This window comes from Pseudomonas sp. NS1(2017) (assembly GCF_002269425.1).
In the GTDB taxonomy this organism is placed as follows: domain Bacteria; phylum Pseudomonadota; class Gammaproteobacteria; order Pseudomonadales; family Pseudomonadaceae; genus Aquipseudomonas; species Aquipseudomonas reactans.
Genome location: NZ_CP022960.1, coordinates 6,092,114 through 6,112,190, shown reverse-complemented (window position 1 = coordinate 6,112,190; position 20,077 = coordinate 6,092,114). Strand labels below are relative to the sequence as shown.

At 60.1% G+C, this 20,077-nt stretch carries 19 protein-coding genes; all 19 read left to right on the top strand.

Going from position 1 to position 20,077, the window contains the following annotated elements; translation table 11 throughout:
- The first annotated feature begins 7 nt into the window (after positions 1 to 7).
- The 19 genes from CI807_RS28360 (at position 8) to CI807_RS28270 (ending at position 19,974) form a co-directional block, all read left to right on the top strand.
- A complete protein-coding gene (locus CI807_RS28360; RefSeq protein WP_095017122.1) occupies positions 8 to 1,612 on the top strand; it encodes a flagellar hook-associated protein 3 in 1,605 nt (534 codons plus the stop codon).
- Between the two features lie 275 nt (positions 1,613 to 1,887).
- Positions 1,888 to 2,817 (top strand): ketoacyl-ACP synthase III, encoded by a 930-nt coding sequence (locus CI807_RS28355; RefSeq protein ID WP_010208730.1) that lies wholly within the window; start codon positions 1,888 to 1,890, stop codon positions 2,815 to 2,817.
- A 273-nt stretch (positions 2,818 to 3,090) separates the two neighbouring features.
- Positions 3,091 to 4,542 (top strand): flagellin, encoded by a 1,452-nt coding sequence (locus CI807_RS28350; protein ID WP_095017121.1) that lies wholly within the window; start codon positions 3,091 to 3,093, stop codon positions 4,540 to 4,542.
- Positions 4,543 to 4,617: 75 nt separating this feature from the next.
- Entirely contained in the window at positions 4,618 to 4,968 is a 351-nt protein-coding gene (locus tag CI807_RS28345; RefSeq protein WP_095017120.1) for a flagellar protein FlaG, read from the top strand.
- 78 nt (positions 4,969 to 5,046) lie between these two features.
- A complete protein-coding gene (gene fliD / locus CI807_RS28340; RefSeq protein WP_371857989.1) occupies positions 5,047 to 6,453 on the top strand; it encodes a flagellar filament capping protein FliD in 1,407 nt (468 codons plus the stop codon).
- A 138-nt stretch (positions 6,454 to 6,591) separates the two neighbouring features.
- Positions 6,592 to 6,996 carry a flagellar export chaperone FliS gene (fliS, locus tag CI807_RS28335; RefSeq protein ID WP_095017118.1) on the top strand — a complete coding sequence of 135 codons (405 nt, stop codon included), beginning with the start codon at positions 6,592 to 6,594 and terminating at the stop codon, positions 6,994 to 6,996.
- A gap of 25 nt (positions 6,997 to 7,021) precedes the next feature.
- A complete protein-coding gene (locus tag CI807_RS28330; protein ID WP_095017117.1) occupies positions 7,022 to 7,318 on the top strand; it encodes a flagellar protein FliT in 297 nt (98 codons plus the stop codon).
- A gap of 168 nt (positions 7,319 to 7,486) precedes the next feature.
- Positions 7,487 to 8,962 (top strand): sigma-54 dependent transcriptional regulator, encoded by a 1,476-nt coding sequence (locus CI807_RS28325; protein WP_016975634.1) that lies wholly within the window; start codon positions 7,487 to 7,489, stop codon positions 8,960 to 8,962.
- 110 nt (positions 8,963 to 9,072) lie between these two features.
- Complete coding sequence (locus CI807_RS28320; protein ID WP_095017636.1) at positions 9,073 to 10,284, top strand: PAS domain-containing sensor histidine kinase; 1,212 nt, start codon at positions 9,073 to 9,075, stop codon at positions 10,282 to 10,284.
- A 7-nt stretch (positions 10,285 to 10,291) separates the two neighbouring features.
- Positions 10,292 to 11,668, top strand: coding sequence for a sigma-54 dependent transcriptional regulator (locus CI807_RS28315; RefSeq protein ID WP_095017116.1), 1,377 nt, complete (start codon positions 10,292 to 10,294; stop codon positions 11,666 to 11,668).
- A gap of 132 nt (positions 11,669 to 11,800) precedes the next feature.
- Positions 11,801 to 12,130 (top strand): flagellar hook-basal body complex protein FliE, encoded by a 330-nt coding sequence (fliE, locus tag CI807_RS28310; RefSeq protein WP_015885194.1) that lies wholly within the window; start codon positions 11,801 to 11,803, stop codon positions 12,128 to 12,130.
- A 16-nt stretch (positions 12,131 to 12,146) separates the two neighbouring features.
- Positions 12,147 to 13,925: a flagellar basal-body MS-ring/collar protein FliF gene (fliF, locus tag CI807_RS28305; RefSeq protein ID WP_016975637.1), complete on the top strand. Its 1,779-nt coding sequence runs from the start codon at positions 12,147 to 12,149 to the stop codon at positions 13,923 to 13,925.
- Positions 13,918 to 14,937, top strand: coding sequence for a flagellar motor switch protein FliG (fliG, locus tag CI807_RS28300; protein ID WP_010208743.1), 1,020 nt, complete (start codon positions 13,918 to 13,920; stop codon positions 14,935 to 14,937). Before fliF ends, fliG begins: the two co-directional genes overlap by 8 nt.
- A gap of 10 nt (positions 14,938 to 14,947) precedes the next feature.
- Entirely contained in the window at positions 14,948 to 15,712 is a 765-nt protein-coding gene (fliH, locus tag CI807_RS28295; protein WP_095017115.1) for a flagellar assembly protein FliH, read from the top strand.
- Positions 15,702 to 17,060 carry a flagellar protein export ATPase FliI gene (fliI, locus tag CI807_RS28290; RefSeq protein WP_038847746.1) on the top strand — a complete coding sequence of 453 codons (1,359 nt, stop codon included), beginning with the start codon at positions 15,702 to 15,704 and terminating at the stop codon, positions 17,058 to 17,060. Before fliH ends, fliI begins: the two co-directional genes overlap by 11 nt.
- A 3-nt stretch (positions 17,061 to 17,063) precedes the next feature.
- Positions 17,064 to 17,513, top strand: coding sequence for a flagellar export protein FliJ (fliJ, locus tag CI807_RS28285; RefSeq protein ID WP_016975640.1), 450 nt, complete (start codon positions 17,064 to 17,066; stop codon positions 17,511 to 17,513).
- A 65-nt stretch (positions 17,514 to 17,578) separates the two neighbouring features.
- The gene (locus CI807_RS28280) at positions 17,579 to 17,884 is read left to right on the top strand and encodes an STAS domain-containing protein (RefSeq protein WP_016975641.1); all 306 of its coding nucleotides are present in this window, start codon (positions 17,579 to 17,581) and stop codon (positions 17,882 to 17,884) included.
- Positions 17,881 to 19,599 (top strand): fused response regulator/phosphatase, encoded by a 1,719-nt coding sequence (locus tag CI807_RS28275; protein ID WP_095017114.1) that lies wholly within the window; start codon positions 17,881 to 17,883, stop codon positions 19,597 to 19,599. Before CI807_RS28280 ends, CI807_RS28275 begins: the two co-directional genes overlap by 4 nt.
- 30 nt (positions 19,600 to 19,629) lie before the next feature.
- A complete protein-coding gene (locus CI807_RS28270) occupies positions 19,630 to 19,974 on the top strand; it encodes an Hpt domain-containing protein (protein ID WP_028617322.1) in 345 nt (114 codons plus the stop codon).
- Positions 19,975 to 20,077 lie beyond the last annotated feature (103 nt).

The following is a 20,077-nucleotide window of genomic DNA, read 5'->3' as shown; positions in this document are numbered from 1 at the left end:
TGGGACGATGCGTATCTCTACACAGCAATATTTCGAAACCAGCTCCTCCAAGTACACCGAAAACTATTCCGCCGTGGTGAAGGCGCAGGAGCAGGCCAGTTCCGGTGTGCGTGTGCAGACGGCTGGCGATGATCCCATCGCTGCGGCGCGCTTGTTGATGCTGCAGCAACAGAAAGACATGCTGGGGCAGTTCAATGGCAACATCACCAGCCTGAAAAACTCCCTGACCAACGAAGAAAGCGTGCTGGGCTCAATCCACGACGCGCTGCAGGCGGCCAGTACCTTGGCGCTGCAGGCTGGCGGCTCGCTCAGTGATGCAGACCGCAAGTCGATTGCCGGTCAGATCGGGGCGATTGAGGATCAGGTGCTGGGTTTGCTCAACAGCAAGGACTCTGCGGGCAATTACCTGTTTTCCGGCTCCAAGACCTCCACGCCACCCTATAGCCGCAACAGCGATGGTACCTACAGCTACCAGGGCGATGAAACGCCGCTGAGCCTGCAGGTTTCCGACACGCTGAAAGTCAGTGCGGGTGACACCGGCAAGAGCATCATGGGCGGCGCCGTCAACTCGGGGCGTACCCAGGCGACCTGGATCGCGCCGCCTATCGTGCCGCCGGCAACAGCTCCGGTGCCCAACGATAATAAAGTATCGGTGTCGGCTGGCCTGGTGACGTCGGGCACTGACTACAACAATAAATTCGCCGAGGGTCAGCCCTACAAGCTGACGTTCACCAGCAGTACGCAGTACAAGGTGTCTGACAAGAACGGCAACGACATTACGTCGGAGCTTCCCGGCAACGGTACCTTCGACCCCACCAAGGAAGGCAATTCCACGGTGAGCCTGCGCGGCGTGAATTTCGATATCGCCGTGAACCTGAAGGATATGGGTACGGGCCCGGAAGCCGATGCGCTGGTCAAGGATCGCTCGTTCAGTCTGTCGGCCAAGCCAGACACCTTCAGTATCTCGCGTACGCCAACCAACACGTCCACTGCGCAGTTGACCAATGCACAAGTGACCGATCCGGCGGCCTATGCAAGTACGTTCCCGGCCAACAGCGGTGCGGTGATCAAGTTCACCAGCGCCACGGCGTATGAGGTCTATGCCCAGCCTTACAGCGCCAACAGCAAGGCCATCGCCACCGGTGACACGGGCGGTGCCAGCACGGTGACCGCCGCCGGCGTGACGTTCGATGTGAGTGGCACACCGCAAGCCGGTGATCAGTTCGCCGTGTCTGCCAGCACTCAGAAGACCCAGAATGCGCTGGATACTTTGAGTCAGCTGCGCAAAGCGCTGGAACAGCCCGCTGATGGCAATCCGGCTGCGACGGTCAAGCTCAAGGATGTGCTCAATTCATCCATCAGCAACCTTGCCAACTCCCGTGCCCAGATCGATGGCGTGCGCGGTTCTATCGGTGCACGCCAGGCTGCGCTGGATGTCCAGACGGCAGAAAACACCAGCATCGGCACTGCCAACGCAAGCACTATGAGTGACCTGGCGAACATCGATATGGGGGAGGCGGCGATCAACCTGTCGTTGCAGCAAGCCATGCTGCAGGCCTCGCAACTGACCTTCGTGAAAATCTCGCAGTTGAGCCTGTTCAACAAGATGTAATCGGCGTTACTTCAAACGGCCCGCCCTGGAAACAGGGCGGGCCGTTGTCGTTTCCGGGATTTAATTGTTTGAAGGTTTTGCACAAAGCACACACAATTGAGTGACCTGTGAGTCATAAAGCGCATCTTCACTGTATCGTGTGAAAAGGATAAGTCGTCACAGGGTCCTTGCGAGGCGGCTTTCAGCGAGATTTTTATGGGGTTATCCCCTTTATTGTCAGCACTCCGGGCGTGGCCCAGGGGTGTTCTCCAGCTATTTAGTATTGGGAAGCCACAATGATTGGCATAAAAAGCATCGCCAGTTACGTGCCGGCAGACGGGATCGATAACTACGCCCAGGGTGCCAAATTCGCCAAGGATGAAGAGTTCATCATTGGCAAGATCGGTTCGGCGTTCCTGCCGCGCAAGGAAGCTGCGCAGGAAACCTCCGATCTGTGTGTCGAGGCGGTCAACGCTTTGTTTGCCAACAACCCGGATTTGAAGCGCGAGTCGATTGACGCGCTGATCGTCGTCACCCAGAACGGCGATGAAGAGGGCTTGCCGCACACGGCTGCCATCGTCCAGGACAAACTCGGCTTGCCGACCCACGTCGCTGCGTTCGATATTTCCCTGGGCTGCTCCGGCTACGTCTACGGCATCTACGCGATGAAGGGCTTCATGGAAGCCGCAGGCCTGAAAAACGGCCTGCTGATCACTGCCGACCCGTACTCCAAGATTGTCGACCCGGAAGACCGCAACACCACCATGCTGTTCGGCGATGCCGCTACGGCTACCTGGATGGGCGAAGACGCGCCGTGGTTGCTGGGCAAGTCCAAGTTCGGCACCGACGGTTCCGGCGCGCCGCACCTGAAGGTCAGCGATGGCGTGTTCTTCATGAATGGCCGTCAGGTATTCAACTTCGCCTTGCTCAAGGTGCCGGCGCATTTGCACGAGCTGCTCAATGAGTCGGATCTCAAGGCCGACGAGATCGACGCGTTCTGCATCCACCAGGGCAGTGCGGCGATTGTCGACGCCGTGGCGCGTCGCTTTGAAGATGCACCGGTGGACAAGTTCATCAAGGACATGGTCGAGACCGGCAACACCGTGTCGTCGAGCATTCCGCTGTTGCTGGAAAAGCACGTGATGGACGCCACCTGGAAACGCGTGGCCATCAGCGGGTTTGGTGTGGGCTTGTCTTGGGGGTCGGCGATTCTCTATCGGCCGTGAAGCTCTAATAGGCGCAAGCTCTATGCAAAAAAACGCCGATGATCGAGAGATCATCGGCGTTTTTTATTTGGCGCCAGAAAAGCCAATGAATTCGGGGTTTTGAGCTAGCGTAAACCCTTGAATTGCAAGGGGTGGCACGGCGCCAGTAAAAAAATCAAAAAAAATCCTCAAGCAACCGGCTACCACGACGATAACTATTACGTAGGTTCTCAGGCCACACCCGGCGGTTGCCAGGGCCGGAAGCCGCAGTATCCATCCAACGAGGATTTCGTCATGGCTTTAACAGTAAACACCAACATTGCTTCGATCACTACTCAGGGCAACCTGAACAAAGCTGGCGGCGCCCTGGCCACTTCGATGCAGCGTATTTCTTCCGGCCTGCGTATCAACAGCGCCAAGGACGACGCCGCTGGCCTGCAAATCGCTAGCCGCCTGACCAGCCAGATCAACGGCCTGGGCCAAGCAGTCAAGAACGTGAACGATGGTATCTCCATCGCTCAAACCGCTGAAGGCGCGATGCAGGCTTCGACCGACATCCTGCAGAAAATGCGTACCCTGGCTCTGAACTCGGCTACCGGCTCCCTGAGCCCCGACGACCGCAAAGCCAACAACGACGAATACCAAGCGCTGACTTCGGAACTGACCCGTATCTCGCAAACCACCACTTTCGGTGGCCAGAAGCTGCTGGACGGTTCGTACGGCACCAAGGCCCTGCAAGTTGGCGCCAACGCCAACGAAACCATCAGCCTGAGCCTGGACAACGTTTCGGCTAACAACATCGGTTCGCAGCAAATCAAAAGCACCGCGATCACCCCGACTGCCGGTGGTGTTACGGGCGGCCTGATCAACGTGACCGGTAACGGTCAGTCGACTCCTGTGACTATCGGTGCTGGCGCTTCGGCCAAGACCATTGCCAGCCAACTGAACGGCGCTGTAGGTGGCCTGAGCGCTACTGCCAGCACTGAAGTTCAGATCGGTGTCGATAAGACTGCAATCGCTGGTGTGGCTGCAGGTCCTGCTGCCAACTTCAGCCTGACCGTTGGTGGCCAGACTGTTAAGTTCGTCGGCGTGACCGACACTGCCAGCATGGCTGACCAGTTGAAGTCCAACGCTGCCAAGCTGGGCATCAGCGTTAACTACGATGACGCCAAAGGCACTCTGTCTGTTAAATCCGATGTGGGCGAAAACCTGAAGTTCGATCTGGGTGACGCGGCTGCCATCGCTGGTGTGACTGTGAACGCCAAAGACGGTGCTGGTAACTACGCTGCAGCCGGTACTGCTCTGGCTGCCGGTCCGATCACTGTAACTGGCCAGGTTTCCCTGGACTCCGCCAAAGGCTACTCCCTGAATGGCGCCGGTGTTGCCGGTCTGTTCGCGGCAGGCGCAGCGACTGCAGCCGTATCGGTCAAGACCACTATCGCCAACACTGACGTAACTGACGCCACCAAGGCCCAGAACGCCATCGCGGTAATCGACAAGGCCATCGGTACCATCAGCAGCTCGCGTTCCGACCTGGGTGCTGTGCAGAACCGTCTGACCGTAACTGCAGACAACCTGCAGAACATTCAGAAGAACTCCACCGCTGCTCGTTCCACCATCCAGGACGTTGACTTCGCAGCTGAAACTGCTGAGCTGACCAAGCAACAAACCCTGCAGTCGGCCGGTACCGCGATCCTGTCGCAAGCCAACCAACTGCCATCCGCTGTACTGAAGCTGCTTCAGTAATAACGGCGCTTGGTAACTGACGGAAGGGCGCGTTTACGTGCCCTTTCGTCTTTTCGGTTTATGAGGAGAATGGTCATGGACATGAGTGTCAAATTGAACTTGTCTTATCCGCCGCTGGTACCTCAAAGCGCTGTCGCACCTGTGTTGGCTGAGCCTGCCAAGACGCGTGTGGAAGAAGTCAAGCCGTCCTCGGGTGAGCCTGATCGGGCGGAGCTGGAAAAAGCGGTCACCGATATTCGAGAATTCGTACAAGCGGCCCAGCGCAACCTGGATTTTTCCATTGACGACACGACCCATCAGGTCGTCGTCAAGGTTATTGCCACCGAGAGTGGCGAGGTCATTCGCCAGATTCCTTCTGAGACAGCCTTGAAGCTGGCACAGAGTCTGACGGATGCAAGCAGCCTGCTGTTTGATGGTAAAGCGTAAGCTGGCACGAAACTTGTTGTTGCACGTGCCAGAGGCGCTGCTCGTCAAGAAAGCGGCAAACACCGGATCAGGAGATAGATGATGGCGATTGTAACGGGCCCTACAGGTAGCGGATTCAACTTCGCGACCAAGGATATTGTGACGTCGTTGGTTGCGGCGCAAAAAGCGCCAAAACAAGCACAGATCAACACCCAATCCCTCAAGGCGACCTCTACGCTGTCGTCTATCGGCAAGATTCAGGCGGCGCTTGACGCGTTCCGCGGTGCGCTGAAAACGATGACCACCGACGCGAGCCTGACCGGTTTGACCGGCACCTCGTCGGATGAAAAAGTCGCCACCATGACTGCCGGGCCGGGCGCTTCCAACGGCAGCTTCAAGTTGGTGGTCACGCAGTTGGCCGTCGCTTCCAAGTTATCGACCAAGAACTTCACCGGCGGCGCCAATTCGGTCGTGAACAGCACCGACAAGCCCACGACGCTGACGATTTCCCAGAACGGCAAGAATTTTGATGTCAGCGTGCCGCCGGGTGCAACCCTGCAGCAGGTCCGCGACACGATCAATACCCAGTTCTCGACGGCGGGCTTGAGCGCCAACATCCTGACCGACTCGAACGGTTCCCGCATGGTGTTGACCTCGACCACCATGGGCGATGGTTCGGACCTGAAGTTGTCGGGCACTTCGGGGCTGGATGTCGGATCAACCGTGGTTGAAAAGCCGCAGAATGCCAAATACACCATCGACGGTATTGCGGCTGAATCCAAGAGCAATACCATCGCCAACGCGGTGAGCGGCATCAGCATCAAGCTGCTGTCGGTTTCGCCGCGACCGGCAACGCCTACGGGCGGCCCGGTGCCGGACCAGACGCCGACCACCATTTCCGTGACCACCAGCAACACGACGCTGAAGTCCGGGGTGAAGGGGTTTGTCGACACCTATAACGCATTGCTCAAGGCGATGAACGCCGAGACCAAGGTGACCAAGGCCCCGGATGGCAGCCCGGTCGCGGCCACATTGACTGGCGACTCATCGATGCGCACGCTTTCAACGGCGATCCGCAACGAGCTGAATGCGCTGGGTGGTACAGGCCAGCTTAAATCCTTGGCCCAGTTCGGGGTGTCTACCAATTCTGATACCGGCCTGCTGGTGTTGGACGACAAGGTATGGGACAAGGCGGTAGCGACTAATGCGGCCGACATCAGCAGTATTTTCAGCGGCAAAGATGGCTTGCTGGCACGTTTGACTGCAGCCACTGACAGCTACGCAACCGCCAAGACCGGCTCGTTGGCCAAACGTTCGGTGGAGTTGTCTGACTCGCTCAATGACTTGAAGAAGCAGCAAGACACCCTCGATGAGCGTATGGACGCGCTGCAGAAGAGCCTCACTGCCAAATACATTGCAGTGGACACCCTGGTGACGCAGATCAAAGGGCAGTCTGACAGCATCATGAACACACTGAACGCGCTGAATAACCAGAAAAATAACTGAGTGCGTAACCGCAACTCGGGTCCGGGCCGGCAGGCCCGGGCTTGATGTGGAGCCGGTCAACGTTAAAGTTTTTTGCGATCCAGTCGACATATTGGTTACTGAAATCCTTCTAGCTGTCGCCTGTCACGAGGTAGAAACATGAATCCCATGAGAGCCCTTCGCCAATACCAGAAGGTCAATTCCCATGCCCAGATTTCTGAGGCCAGCCCACATCGTCTGGTGCAGATGCTGATGGAAGGCGGCCTTGACCGGATGGCGCAGGCCAAGGGTGCATTGGCGCGTGGCGACATCGCTCAGAAGGGCTTGATGCTCGGCAAGGCCATCGACATCGTCATCGGTCTGCGCGACGGTCTGGATGCTGAAAAAAGTGATGATCCGGCGTACGTCCAGCAACTGGAAAGTCTTTACGCCTACATGACCAATCGTTTGATGGAAGCCAATCTGCACAACGACGCGGACATGATTGATGAAGTCGCTCGCTTGCTGATTACCGTCAAAGAAGGCTGGGATGCTATTGCCGCACCGCAAGGCGCCGCACAATAAGGCCGTTGGCCTTGAGGAACACGTCATGAGCCACGCACTGCAACGCATTGATGAAACCCGTGAAGCGCTGATTCACGCCATGGCGGACCGTGACTGGGACGCGATCGGCGAGTTGGACATCGGCTGTCGCGACGTTATTGAGCAAGTGCTCAGCGAAGCGCCGGTGGATGAGGATTCGCTGCGGGAGAAACTGGAAAGCCTGCTGGTGGTTTATCAGCAGTTGCTTGAGGTAACGACCGGCGAACGCCAGGCGATTTTTGAAGAGATGGCGCAGCTCAAGCAAGCGAAAAGTGCGTCAAAGGTTTACCATCTGTTCGGCTGAACTGGCTCAGTTAATCCGAACGCGCGTCATAAATTTGACTGCGCGCGATTTTTTGACTTAACTAGTGCTGTTTTCAGAATTCAGACGGCTGTTGGCAGAAAAAGCCTACAGCCATCTAGATTGCCCCGACTCGAGGGCATTTGAGTTAACTAGGGAAGTTGCTATTGCATGTGGCGTGAAACCAAAATTCTGCTGATTGATGACGATAGCGTCCGCCGCCGCGATTTAGCGGTGATTTTGAATTTTCTTGGCGAAGAAAATCTGCCCTGCGGCAGCCATGATTGGCAGCAGGCGGTCAGCTCATTGTCATCGAGCCGTGAAGTCATTTGTGTGCTGATCGGGACGGTAAACGCTCCTGGCGCTGTTTTGGGCCTGTTAAAGACACTGTCAACCTGGGATGAGTTCCTTCCCGTGTTGCTGATGGGCGATATTTCTTCCGTCGACCTGCCCGAAGACCAGCGCCGCCGGGTGCTTTCTACCCTGGAAATGCCCCCCAGCTACAGCAAATTGCTCGATTCCCTGCACCGCGCCCAGGTCTATCGCGAGATGTACGACCAGGCCCGCGAGCGCGGCCGTCACCGCGAACCCAACCTGTTCCGCAGCCTGGTCGGCACCAGCCGCGCCATCCAGCACGTACGCCAGATGATGCAGCAAGTGGCCGACACCGATGCCAGCGTGCTGATTCTCGGCGAGTCCGGCACCGGCAAGGAAGTGGTCGCGCGCAACCTGCACTATCACTCAAAGCGCCGCGACGGGCCATTTGTGCCGGTCAACTGCGGGGCGATCCCGGCAGAACTGCTTGAAAGCGAACTGTTCGGCCACGAGAAGGGCGCCTTTACCGGGGCGATCACCAGCCGTGCCGGGCGTTTCGAGTTGGCCAACGGCGGCACGCTGTTCCTCGATGAAATCGGCGACATGCCGCTGCCAATGCAGGTCAAGCTGCTGCGCGTGTTGCAGGAACGTACCTTCGAGCGCGTGGGCAGCAACAAGACCCAGAGCGTCGATGTGCGCATCATCGCAGCCACCCACAAGAACCTCGAAAGCATGATCGAGGTCGGCAGCTTCCGCGAAGACCTGTACTACCGCCTCAACGTATTCCCGATCGAGATGGCCCCGCTGCGCGAGCGCGTGGAAGACATCCCGCTGCTGATGAACGAACTGATCTCACGCATGGAACACGAAAAGCGTGGTTCGATCCGTTTCAACTCTGCCGCGATCATGTCCCTGTGCCGCCACGGCTGGCCGGGCAACGTGCGGGAGCTGGCCAACCTGGTGGAGCGCATGGCGATCATGCACCCCTACGGTGTGATCGGCGTGGTCGAGCTGCCGAAGAAATTCCGCTACGTCGACGACGAAGACGAACAACTGGTCGACAGCCTGCGCAGCGACATGGAAGAACGCGTTGCCATCAACGGTCATGCCCCTGACTTCAGCAACACCGCGATGCTGCCGCCCGAAGGCCTGGACCTGAAGGACTACCTCGGCAACCTGGAACAAGGCCTGATCCAACAGGCCCTGGACGACGCCAACGGCATTGTCGCCCGTGCCGCCGAGCGCCTGCGCATCCGTCGCACCACCCTGGTGGAGAAGATGCGCAAGTACGGCATGAGCCGCAAAGAAGGTGATGAACAGGCGGATGATTGACGCCTGTTTTTCAACTGACTGAAAACTAAGCCTATTTTTTTAGGCACGGGTATTGCTACAGCCCTCGCAACGTTCCGTTTAACTGACGGTCAGCCAAGCGAGAGAGCATGATGCCCCACGCCGCCCAACATTCTTCCAGTCCTGCCATTGCGGGGCTGGCTCCCTCTGTAGAACAGCAAAGCCGCCAGGGCCTGGAGCAGGCCTTTTCGCTGTTCAATCAGATGTCCAGCCAATTGACCGATTCCTACAGCCTGCTCGAAGCCCGGGTTTCCGAGCTTAAAGGTGAACTGGCGGTGGTCAGTGCCCAGCGCATGGAAGAGTTGGCCGAGAAAGAACGCTTGGCCAACCGTCTGCAAAACCTGCTGTCGCTGCTGCCCGGCGGTGTGATCGTCATCGACGAAGAAGGCCGTGTGCGCGAAGCCAACCCGGCTGCCTGCGACATGCTTGGGTTGCCCCTGGAAGGCGAGCTGTGGCGGCATGTCATCACCCGCTGCTTTGCGCCGCGTGAAGATGACGGTCACGAAATTTCCTTGAAAGACGGTCGCCGCTTGTCCATTGCCACCCGTTCCCTGGACGCGGAGCCCGGCCAACTGGTGCTGCTCAATGACCTGACTGAAACCCGTCACTTGCAAGACCAGTTGGCGCGCCATGAGCGTTTGTCGTCCCTGGGGCGCATGGTCGCTTCTTTGGCGCATCAGATCCGCACGCCACTGTCGGCTGCCTTGATCTACGCCAGTCATTTGACTGATGAGCAATTGCCCGCCGCCACCCACCAGCGGTTTGCCGGTCGTCTCAAGGAGCGCCTGCATGAGTTGGAGCACCAGGTGCGCGACATGCTGGTGTTTGCCCGTGGCGAGTTACCGCTCACCGACCGCATCAAACCAGCCGAGCTGATGCAGGCCCTGCAAGCGGCGGCCGCTACCCATATTCAGGATGTCCAGGTGCGTTGGCAGTGCGACAGCCACCTCGGTGAGCTGCTGTGCAACCGTGACACGCTGGTGGGTTCGCTGCTCAACCTGATCGAAAACGCCACCCAGGCCAGTGGCCCCGGTGCGCGGCTCAAGGTGCACCTGTACAGCCGCGAGCAAAACCTGCGCCTGTGCATCAGCGACAGCGGCAGTGGTATCGAGCCCGCCGTGTTGCAGCGCCTGGGCGAACCCTTTTTCACCACCAAGACCAACGGTACCGGCCTGGGCCTGACCGTGGTCAAGGCAGTGGCACGTGCCCATCAGGGAGAATTGCAACTGCATTCCCGTGTCGGGCGTGGCACCTGTGCATTGATGACCTTGCCGCTGTTTTCCAGCGCGGCAAGCGCGGAGTAGAAAGGTTATGGCTATCAAGGTTCTGTTGGTGGAAGACGATCGCGCCCTGCGTGAAGCATTGGCTGACACGCTGCTGTTGGCGGGCCATGACCACCGGGCGGTCGGGTCTGCCGAGGACGCCTTGGAGGCGGTGGAGCAGGAGGCCTTCAGCCTGGTGGTCAGCGACGTCAACATGCCCGGCATGGACGGCCACCAGTTGCTCGGCCTGCTGCGTGCGCGCCAGCCGCAGTTGCCGGTGTTGCTGATGACCGCCCATGGTGCGGTCGAGCGTGCGGTCGACGCCATGCGCCAGGGCGCGGCGGATTACCTGGTCAAGCCGTTCGAACCTAAAGCACTGATCGAACTGGTCGCGCGGCATGCCTTGGGCGTGATCTCGGCTAGTGACGGCGAAGGCCCGATTGCCTTCGAGCCAGCCAGCGCACAATTGCTGGAACTGGCTGCCCGCGTGGCGCGCAGCGATTCCACTGTGTTGATTTCCGGCGAGTCCGGTACGGGCAAAGAAGTGCTGGCGCGTTACATCCACCAGCAATCGACCCGCGCCAAGCAGCCGTTTATCGCGATCAACTGCGCGGCAATCCCCGACAACATGCTCGAAGCCACGCTGTTTGGTCATGAAAAGGGTTCCTTCACCGGCGCCATCGCGGCCCAGGCGGGCAAGTTCGAACAAGCCGACGGCGGCACTATCCTGCTCGATGAAATCTCGGAAATGCCCCTGGGCCTGCAAGCCAAGTTGCTGCGGGTGCTGCAGGAGCGTGAAGTGGAGCGCGTCGGCGCGCGCAAGCCGATCCAGCTGGATATTCGTGTGGTTGCCACCACCAACCGCGACTTGGCGGGCGAAGTGGCGGCGGGGCGTTTCCGTGAAGACCTGTTCTACCGGCTCTCGGTATTCCCGCTGGCCTGGCGCCCGTTGCGCGAGCGCCCGGCGGACATCATTCCGCTGGCCGAGCGCCTGCTGAACAACCACGTCAAAAAAATGAAGCATGCCCAGGCACGCCTGTCGGCCGAGGCTCAGGCCTGCCTGATCGACTACCCGTGGCCGGGTAACGTGCGGGAATTGGACAACGCCATCCAGCGTGCGCTGATCCTGCAGCAGGGCGGGTTGATCCAGCCTCAGGATTTCTGCCTGGCGATGGGCAGCGGTGCTGCGCCGTTGCCGACTCTGGCTCCCGCACCCGTGGTGGTCGAAACCGAGACCGCCGGAGCCTTGGGCGACGACCTGCGTCGCCGCGAATTCCAGATGATCATCGACACCCTGCGCGCCGAGCGCGGCCGTCGCAAAGAGGCTGCTGAACGCTTAGGGATAAGCCCGCGTACCCTGCGCTACAAGCTGGCGCAGATGCGCGACGCCGGGATGGATGTGGAAGCGTATCTGTTCGCCACATAACCGGTAACAAGGTCGACAAGGTTTGTCGCCTTTTCTTACGAGTTGATACAGAGCTGGCACCCTTGTTGCTACCTCCCCTAGTAATTGCGGCGTAGCGTCAAAAAACATGCGGGTTGTCGGAGAGAGAAGTTCATGAGCCAGGGTATTGAGTTCAATCGGTTGATGTTGGATATGCGCTCCATGCAAATGGATGCCATGGCTCAACCGAAATCCGTCGCGCCAGCACCGGAACTGGGCCAAAGCAGCTTCGCCGATATGCTCGGCCAGGCCATCAACAAAGTCAGTGACACCCAGCAAGCCTCCAGCCAGTTGGCCAACGCCTTTGAAATTGGCAAAAGCGGCGTGGACCTCACCGATGTGATGGTCGCCTCGCAAAAGGCCAGCGTTTCCTTCCAGGCCCTGACCCAAGTGCGTAACAAGCTGGTTCAGGCCTACCAAGACATCATGCAGATGCCGGTTTAAGGACGAGATTTAAGTCATGGCAGAAGCAGTCGTGGACAACGCACCCGCCAAGGCAGACGGCAAGCCGCCGCTGTTTGGCCTGTCGTTCCTGGAAAACCTCTCCGAAATGACCATGCTGCGTCAGGTGGGCCTGATGGTCGGCCTGGCAGCGAGCGTGGCGATTGGTTTTGCCGTGGTGTTGTGGTCGCAGCAACCTGATTACCGGCCGCTGTACGGCAGCCTGGCGGGCATGGATTCCAAGCAGATCATGGAAACCCTGGCCGCCGCCGACATCGCTTACACCGTAGAGCCCAACTCCGGGGCCCTGCTGGTCAAGGCCGACGACGTGGCCCGTGCGCGCATGAAACTCGCCGCCGCTGGCGTGACCCCATCCGACAGCAACATCGGTTTTGAGATCCTCGACAAGGACCAGGGCCTGGGCACCAGCCAGTTCATGGAAGCCACCCGCTACCGTCGCGGCCTGGAAGGCGAACTGGCGCGCACTATCTCCAGCCTCAACAACGTCAAGGGCGCCCGCGTGCACCTGGCCATTCCGAAAAGCTCGGTGTTTGTGCGCGATGAGCGCAAGCCAAGTGCCTCGGTATTGGTGGAACTGTTTGCCGGTCGCTCCCTGGAGCCTGGCCAGGTGTTGGCGATCGTCAACCTGGTCGCCACCAGCGTGCCTGAACTGAGCAAATCGCAAATTACCGTGGTGGACCAGAAGGGCAACCTGCTGTCCGACCAGGCGGAAAACTCCGCGCTTACCCAGGCCGGCAAGCAGTTCGACTACAGCCGTCGCGTGGAAAGCATGCTCACCCAGCGTGTGCACAACATCCTGCAACCGGTGCTGGGCAACGACCGCTACAAGGCTGAAGTGTCCGCCGACGTAGACTTCAGCGCCGTCGAGTCGACCTCCGAGCAATTCAACCCGGACCAGCCTGCCCTGCGCAGCGAGCAGTCCACCAGCGAACAACGCACCGCTGCCAATGGCCCGCCGCAAGGTGTGCCGGGCGCCCTGAGCAACCAGCCGCCAGCCCCGGCTTCGGCGCCGCAAACCACCGGTGGCACTGCTGCCAGCGCGGGTGCGATTCAGCCAGGCCAGCCACTGCTGGATGCCAACGGCCAACAGATCATGGACCCGGCCACTGGCCAGCCGATGCTCGCCCCGTACCCGGCGGATAAACGTAACCAGTCCACCAAGAACTTCGAGCTTGACCGTTCCATCAGCCACACCAAGCAGCAACAGGGTCGCGTCAATCGCCTGTCGGTGTCGGTGGTGGTGGATGACCAGGTCAAGGTCAATGCCGCCGATGGCGCCGTTACCCGTGCCCCATGGACCGCCGATGAATTGGCGCGCTTCACCCGTCTGGTGCAGGACGCCGTCGGGTTTGACGCCAGCCGGGGTGACAGCGTCAGCGTGATCAACATGCCGTTCTCCGCCGAGCGTGGCGAAGTGATCGCTGAACCTTCATTCTACTCGCAACCGTGGTTCTGGGACATCGTCAAGCAAGTGCTGGGTGTGTTGTTCATCCTGGTGCTGGTGTTCGGCGTGCTGCGTCCGGTGCTCAACAACATCACCGGCAACGGCAAGAAACAGCTGGCCCTGGCCGGCGGCGACGTGGAGTTGGGTGGCATGGGCGGCCTCGACGGCGAACTGGCCAACGACCGCGTCAGTCTCGGCGGCCCGCAAAGCATCCTGTTGCCAAGCCCGAGCGAAGGCTATGACGCTCAGTTGAACGCAATCAAGAGTCTGGTGGCAGAAGACCCGGGCCGTGTGGCCCAGGTCGTGAAAGAGTGGATCAATGCAGATGAGTGATAATCGAGCCGCTGTTGCCAAGCTCACCAAGGTCGACAAAGCCGCAGTCCTGCTGCTGTCCCTCGGTGAAACCGACGCCGCCCAAGTGCTGCGCCACATGGGCCCCAAAGAGGTTCAGCGTGTCGGCGTGGCCATGGCGCAGATGCGCAATGTGCACCGCGAGCAAGTCGAGCAGGTGATGAGCGAGTTCGTCGAGATCGTCGGCGACCAGACCAGCCTGGGTGTCGGCTCCGACAGCTACATCCGCAAGATGCTCACCTCGGCCCTGGGCGAAGACAAGGCCAACGGCCTGATCGACCGCATCCTGCTCGGTGGCAACACCAGCGGCCTCGACAGCCTCAAATGGATGGAACCGCGTGCGGTTGCCGACGTGATCCGCTACGAGCACCCGCAGATCCAGGCGATCGTGGTGGCCTACCTCGACCCGGACCAGGCCGGTGAAGTGCTCGGCCACTTCGACCATAAAGTGCGCCTGGACATCATCCTGCGCGTGTCGTCGCTGAACACCGTGCAGCCGGCTGCCCTGAAAGAACTCAACACGATTCTGGAGAAGCAGTTCTCCGGCAATTCGAATGCTTCGCGCACCACCTTGGGTGGTATCAAGCGCGCGGCCGATATCATGAACTTCCTCGACAGTTCGGTCGAAGGCCAGTTGATGGACTCGATCCGCGAGATCGACGACACCCTGTCCGGCCAGATCGAAGACCTCATGTTCGTGTTCAACAACCTCTCCGATGTCGACGACCGTGGCATCCAGGCGTTGCTGCGCGAAGTGTCCTCCGACGTGCTGGTCCTGGCCCTCAAGGGTTCGGACGAAAACGTCAAGGAGAAGATCTTCAAGAACATGTCCAAGCGTGCCTCGGAACTGTTGCGCGACGACCTGGAAGCCAAAGGCCCGGTGCGCGTCAGCGACGTGGAAACCGCGCAGAAAGAAATCCTCACCATTGCCCGCCGTATGGCCGAAGCCGGAGAAATCGTTCTCGGCGGGAAGGGCGGCGAAGAAATGATCTAAGGCGCCTCTCATGTCGAACAAAGATGAGGCGCCCAGCGATCTGATTCGCGCGCGGGACGTCGGTGGGTTCGACATCTGGTCGTTGCCCAGCTTCGATCCGCATGTGCCCGAGCCCGAGCCGGAACCGGTTGAAGAGCCACCGGCGGAAATGGAAGAAGTGCCGCTGGAGGAAGTCCAGCCACTGACCCTCGAAGAGTTGGAAGCCATCCGCCAGGAGGCCTACAACGAGGGCTTCGCGGCCGGTGAAAAAGATGGTTTTCGCAGCACCACCCTCAAGGTCCGCCAGGAAGCCGAGGAGACGCTGAGCGTCAAGTTGGCCAGCCTGGAGCGCTTGATGGGCGGGCTGTTCGACCCCATCGCCGAGCAGGACTCGCAGATCGAAAAAGCCATGGTCGAGCTGGTGCAGCACATCGCCCGCCAGGTGATTCAGCGCGAGCTGGTGCTGGATTCCAGCCATATCGAAAGCGTGATGCGCGAAGCCCTCAAGCTGCTGCCCCTGGGCGTCGGCAATGTACGGCTGTACATCAACCCGCAGGATTTCGAACAGGTCAAAGCCCTGCGCGAGCGCCATGAAGAAACCTGGCGCATCGTCGAGGACGCGTCGTTGCAGCCCGGTGGTTGCCGCGTCGAAACCGAACACAGCCGTATCGATGCCACGGTGGAAACCCGCATCAGCCAGATCATGGCCAAGCTGCTGGACCAGGCCCATGAGCAGGTGTTGAACCCCGCCGAGCCCGACCTGAGCGTGGACCTGGACGCCCCCGATGCGCCTTGATCGCACTAGCTTCGCCAAGCGTTTGAGCGGTTACGCCGAAGCCACTGAGTTGCCTGGCCAGCCGATCCTCGAAGGCCGCCTGCTGCGCATGGTCGGCCTGACCCTCGAAGCCGAAGGCCTGCGCGCCGCCATGGGCAGCCGCTGCATGGTGATCAACGACGACAGCTACCACCCGGTGCAGGTCGAAGCCGAAGTGATGGGGTTTTCGGGCAGCAAGATTTTCCTGATGCCCGTGGGCAGCTTGGCGGGCATTGCCCCCGGCGCCCGCGTGGTGCCGTTGGCCGACACCGGCCGCCTGCCGATGGGCATGAGCATGCTCGGTCGTGTACTCGACGGCGCCGGTCGCGCGTTGGATGGCAAGGGCGGCATGAAGGCCGAAGACTGGGTGCCGATGGATGGCCCCACCATCAACCCGCTCAACCGCAACCCCATCAGCGTGCCGCTGGACGTGGGCATTCGCAGCATCAACGGATTATTGACGGTCGGCCGTGGCCAGCGTCTGGGCCTGTTTGCCGGTACCGGCGTGGGTAAGTCGGTACTGCTCGGCATGATGACGCGCTTTACCGAGGCCGACATCATCGTGGTCGGGCTGATCGGCGAACGGGGCCGCGAGGTAAAGGAATTCATCGAGCACAGCCTGGGGGAAGAAGGGCTCAAGCGTTCGGTCGTCGTCGCGTCCCCGGCGGACGATGCGCCACTGATGCGCCTGCGCGCCGCCATGTACTGCACGCGTATTGCCGAATACTTCCGCGACAAGGGTAAGAACGTCCTGTTGCTGATGGACTCGCTGACCCGTTTCGCCCAGGCCCAGCGGGAGATTGCCCTGGCCATCGGCGAGCCGCCTGCCACCAAGGGCTATCCGCCGTCAGTGTTCGCCAAGTTGCCCAAGTTGGTGGAACGTGCCGGTAACGCCGAAGCCGGTGGCGGCTCGATCACCGCGTTCTACACCGTGCTGTCCGAAGGCGATGACCAGCAAGACCCGATTGCCGACTCGGCGCGGGGCGTGCTCGACGGTCACATCGTGCTGTCGCGGCGTTTGGCCGAAGAGGGGCATTACCCTGCCATCGATATCGAAGCCTCCATCAGCCGGGTAATGCCGGCGGTAGTGACGCCGGAACACATGATCCGCGCGCAACAGTTCAAGCAATTGTGGTCGCGCTATCAACAGAGCCGCGACCTGATCAGCGTCGGCGCCTACGTGGCCGGCGGCGATCGCGACACCGACCTGGCCATCGCCCTGCAACCGCAGTTGGTAACCTACCTGCGCCAGGGCCTCAACGACAAGATCAGCATGGGCGAAAGCGAAGCGCACCTGCAGTCGATCTTCGCCCCGGCGCCGGGCGGCTAAACCATGGCCAACAGCCGCGCCGCACGCCTGGCTCCGGTGGTGGACATGGCCGAAAAGGCCGAGAAAACCGCCGTGCAGCGCCTGGGTTATTTCCAGGGGCAAGTCCGTTTGGCCGAAAGCAAGCTGGGCGACCTGGAGCGCTTTCGCGGTGAGTACCAGCAGCAGTGGATCGAGCGCGGCAGCAAAGGCGTGTCGGGCCAATGGCTGATGGGCTACCAAGGCTTTCTCAACCAGTTGGAAACCGCCGTCGGGCAGCAGCGCCAGAGCCTGGCCTGGCACCAGAACAACCTCGATAAAGCCCGCGAAAGCTGGCAAGCGGCGTTTGCCCGGGTTGAAGGTTTGCGCAAGCTGGTGCAGCGCTACATCGACGAGGCGCGGGCGCTTGAAGACAAGCGTGAGCAGAAGTTGCTCGACGAATTGTCCCAACGCATGCCGCGCAAAGACGTCTATTGAAAGTTGCCCGCGGCGCCTTCTCCTGCTAAACCTTGTGTCATTGCCAATGACAAGGAAGCAGTCGCATGTCAGTCGAGTCAGAAGTATCCCTGGATGGGAAGAAGTTGACGATCGCCGTCAAGGGCCGGTTTGATTTCGGCAGCCACCAGACGTTTCGCGATGCCTACGAGCGTTTCTACAAGGTGCCCGAGTTGTACGTGGTCGACTTGAAGGACACTACCTACATGGACAGTTCGGCCTTGGGCATGCTCCTGCTCCTGCGTGACCACGCCGGTGGCGACGAGTCGGAGGTCAGGGTGGTCAACAGCAACTCCGACGTGCGCAAGATCCTCGCCATCTCCAACTTCGACAAACTGTTCGACATCAGTTGAGCGCCCTGGCCCCGGTCCTTGAGCCGCTGACGATCCTGATCGCCGAAGACAGCGCCGCCGATTTGCTGTTGCTGTCGACCATCGTGCGGCGCCAGGGTCACCAGGTACTCACGGCCACCAACGGCGCTGAGGCGGTCGAGGTGTTTACCCGTGAGCGCCCGCAACTGGTGTTGATGGATGCGCTGATGCCGGTGATGGACGGCTTTGAAGCGGCGCGCCGGATCAAGCAGTTGGCGGGTGAAGAGCTGGTGCCGCTGATTTTTCTCACCTCCCTGCGCGAGAGCGAAGCCCTGGCCCAGTGCCTGGATGCCGGCGGCGATGACTTCCTGCCAAAACCCTACAACCAGCTGATTCTCGCGGCGAAAATCAACGCCATGGACCGCCTGCGCCGGTTGCAGGCCACGGTCCTGCAGCAGCGCGACCTGATCGCCAAGCATCACGACTACCTCCTGCATGAGCAGCGGGTGGCCAAGGCGGTGTTCGATAAGGTCGCGCATTCGGGCTGCATCAATGCCGCGCCGAATATCCGCTACCTGCAATCGCCCTACGCACTGTTCAACGGTGACCTGCTGCTGGCGGCCTATACACCGTCCGGTGACATGCACGTGCTGCTCGGCGACTTCACCGGCCATGGCTTGCCGGCGGCGGTGGGGGCCATGCCCCTGGCGGAAGTGTTTTACGGCATGACCGCCAAGGGCTACGGCCTGGCGCAAACCCTGCGGGAGATGAATGCCAAGCTCAAACGCATCCTGCCGGTGGACATGTTCTGCTGCGCCACCCTGTTGTGCCTGAGCACGCAGAGGCGGGTGGTGGAAGTGTGGAACGGCGGCATGCCGGAAGGCTATGTGCATGAAGTCGCCACCGGCAAACGCACGCCGCTGCAATCGCGGCATTTGCCGTTGGGGGTGCTGTCGGCCGAGGCTTTTGATGATCGCACTGAAGTCTGGCCCATGGCCCTGGGTGATCGGGTGTTCCTGCTGTCCGATGGCGTGCTGGATACCGCCGATGCCAACGATCAATTGTTCGGTGCCGAACGCCTACAGCAGGTATTTGCCGCCAATCGCGAGCCTGATCGTTTATTTGAAGAGATCGAGCAGGCGCTGGCGGCGTTTCGCGGTGAAGTGCGCGATGACGTGAGCATGGTGGAAATCACCTTGCAGTCTGGCCAGCAACTGCGTGCCGCTGGGCCGTTGTATGCTGACAGCGGGCAGTCGTGCCCGCTGGATTGGTCGGTGAGTTTCGAATTCCGGGCTGAAACCTTGAAGCGTTACAACCCGTTGCCCTATCTGCTGCAACTGTTGTTGGAGATCCATGGCCTGCGTGAACAGAGCGGGGCGCTCTACAGTGTGATGGCCGAGCTGTATTCGAATGCGTTGGAGCATGGCGTGCTGGGGCTGGATTCGCGGCTCAAGCGCGATGCCCAGGGGTTTGCCGAGTATTACCGTCAGCGTAATGACCGCCTCGCGCACCTGAACAGTGGGTATATACGGGTGCATGTGCAGGTGGTGCCGGTTGGGGCGGGTGGGAAGATGACCCTGCGCCTTGAGGATAGCGGTCCGGGGTTTGATGTGGAACAGGTGCTGGCGCGGCCGCTGGATATGGACCGTTTGTCTGGCCGGGGCTTGAGCCTGGTCCGTCAGTTGAGTAGCCATGTAGGCTGGTCGGATGGCGGGCGTAGTGTCTGCGTGGAGTTTTGCTGGGAGGCTCTGGCATAATCCGCCGATTCTTGATCAAGGAGCGAGCAAGTGGTTGATCTACATCTGGACCCGGCGGTGTTGTCGGGTTTGCAGGAAGTCATGGAAGGCGAGTATCCGAAGTTGCTGGATACCTTTCTCGATGATTCCCAGAAGCGTGTCGAGGCGCTGCGCAAGGCTAGGGATGATGCGAAGGCGTTGGGGCGGATTGCGCATAGTTTCAAGGGGAGCAGTGGGAACCTTGGGGCGGTGCGGTTGGCGCAGTTGTGTCAGCGGTTGGAGGTTGAGTCTGTTGAGTCCAATGCGGATTTGGGGGCGTTGGTGGATCAGATTGATCATGAGTTTGCGTTGGTGAAGCCGTTGTATGAGACGGAGCGGCAGCGGTTTCAGATTTGATTGAGTACATATCCGTTTTTTATGTAACGGCGGCTTATGGTTCCGCCCTTACGGCGGCTCACTTTTGGAAAGACCCAAAAGTAAGCAAAAGGTCTTCGCCCCA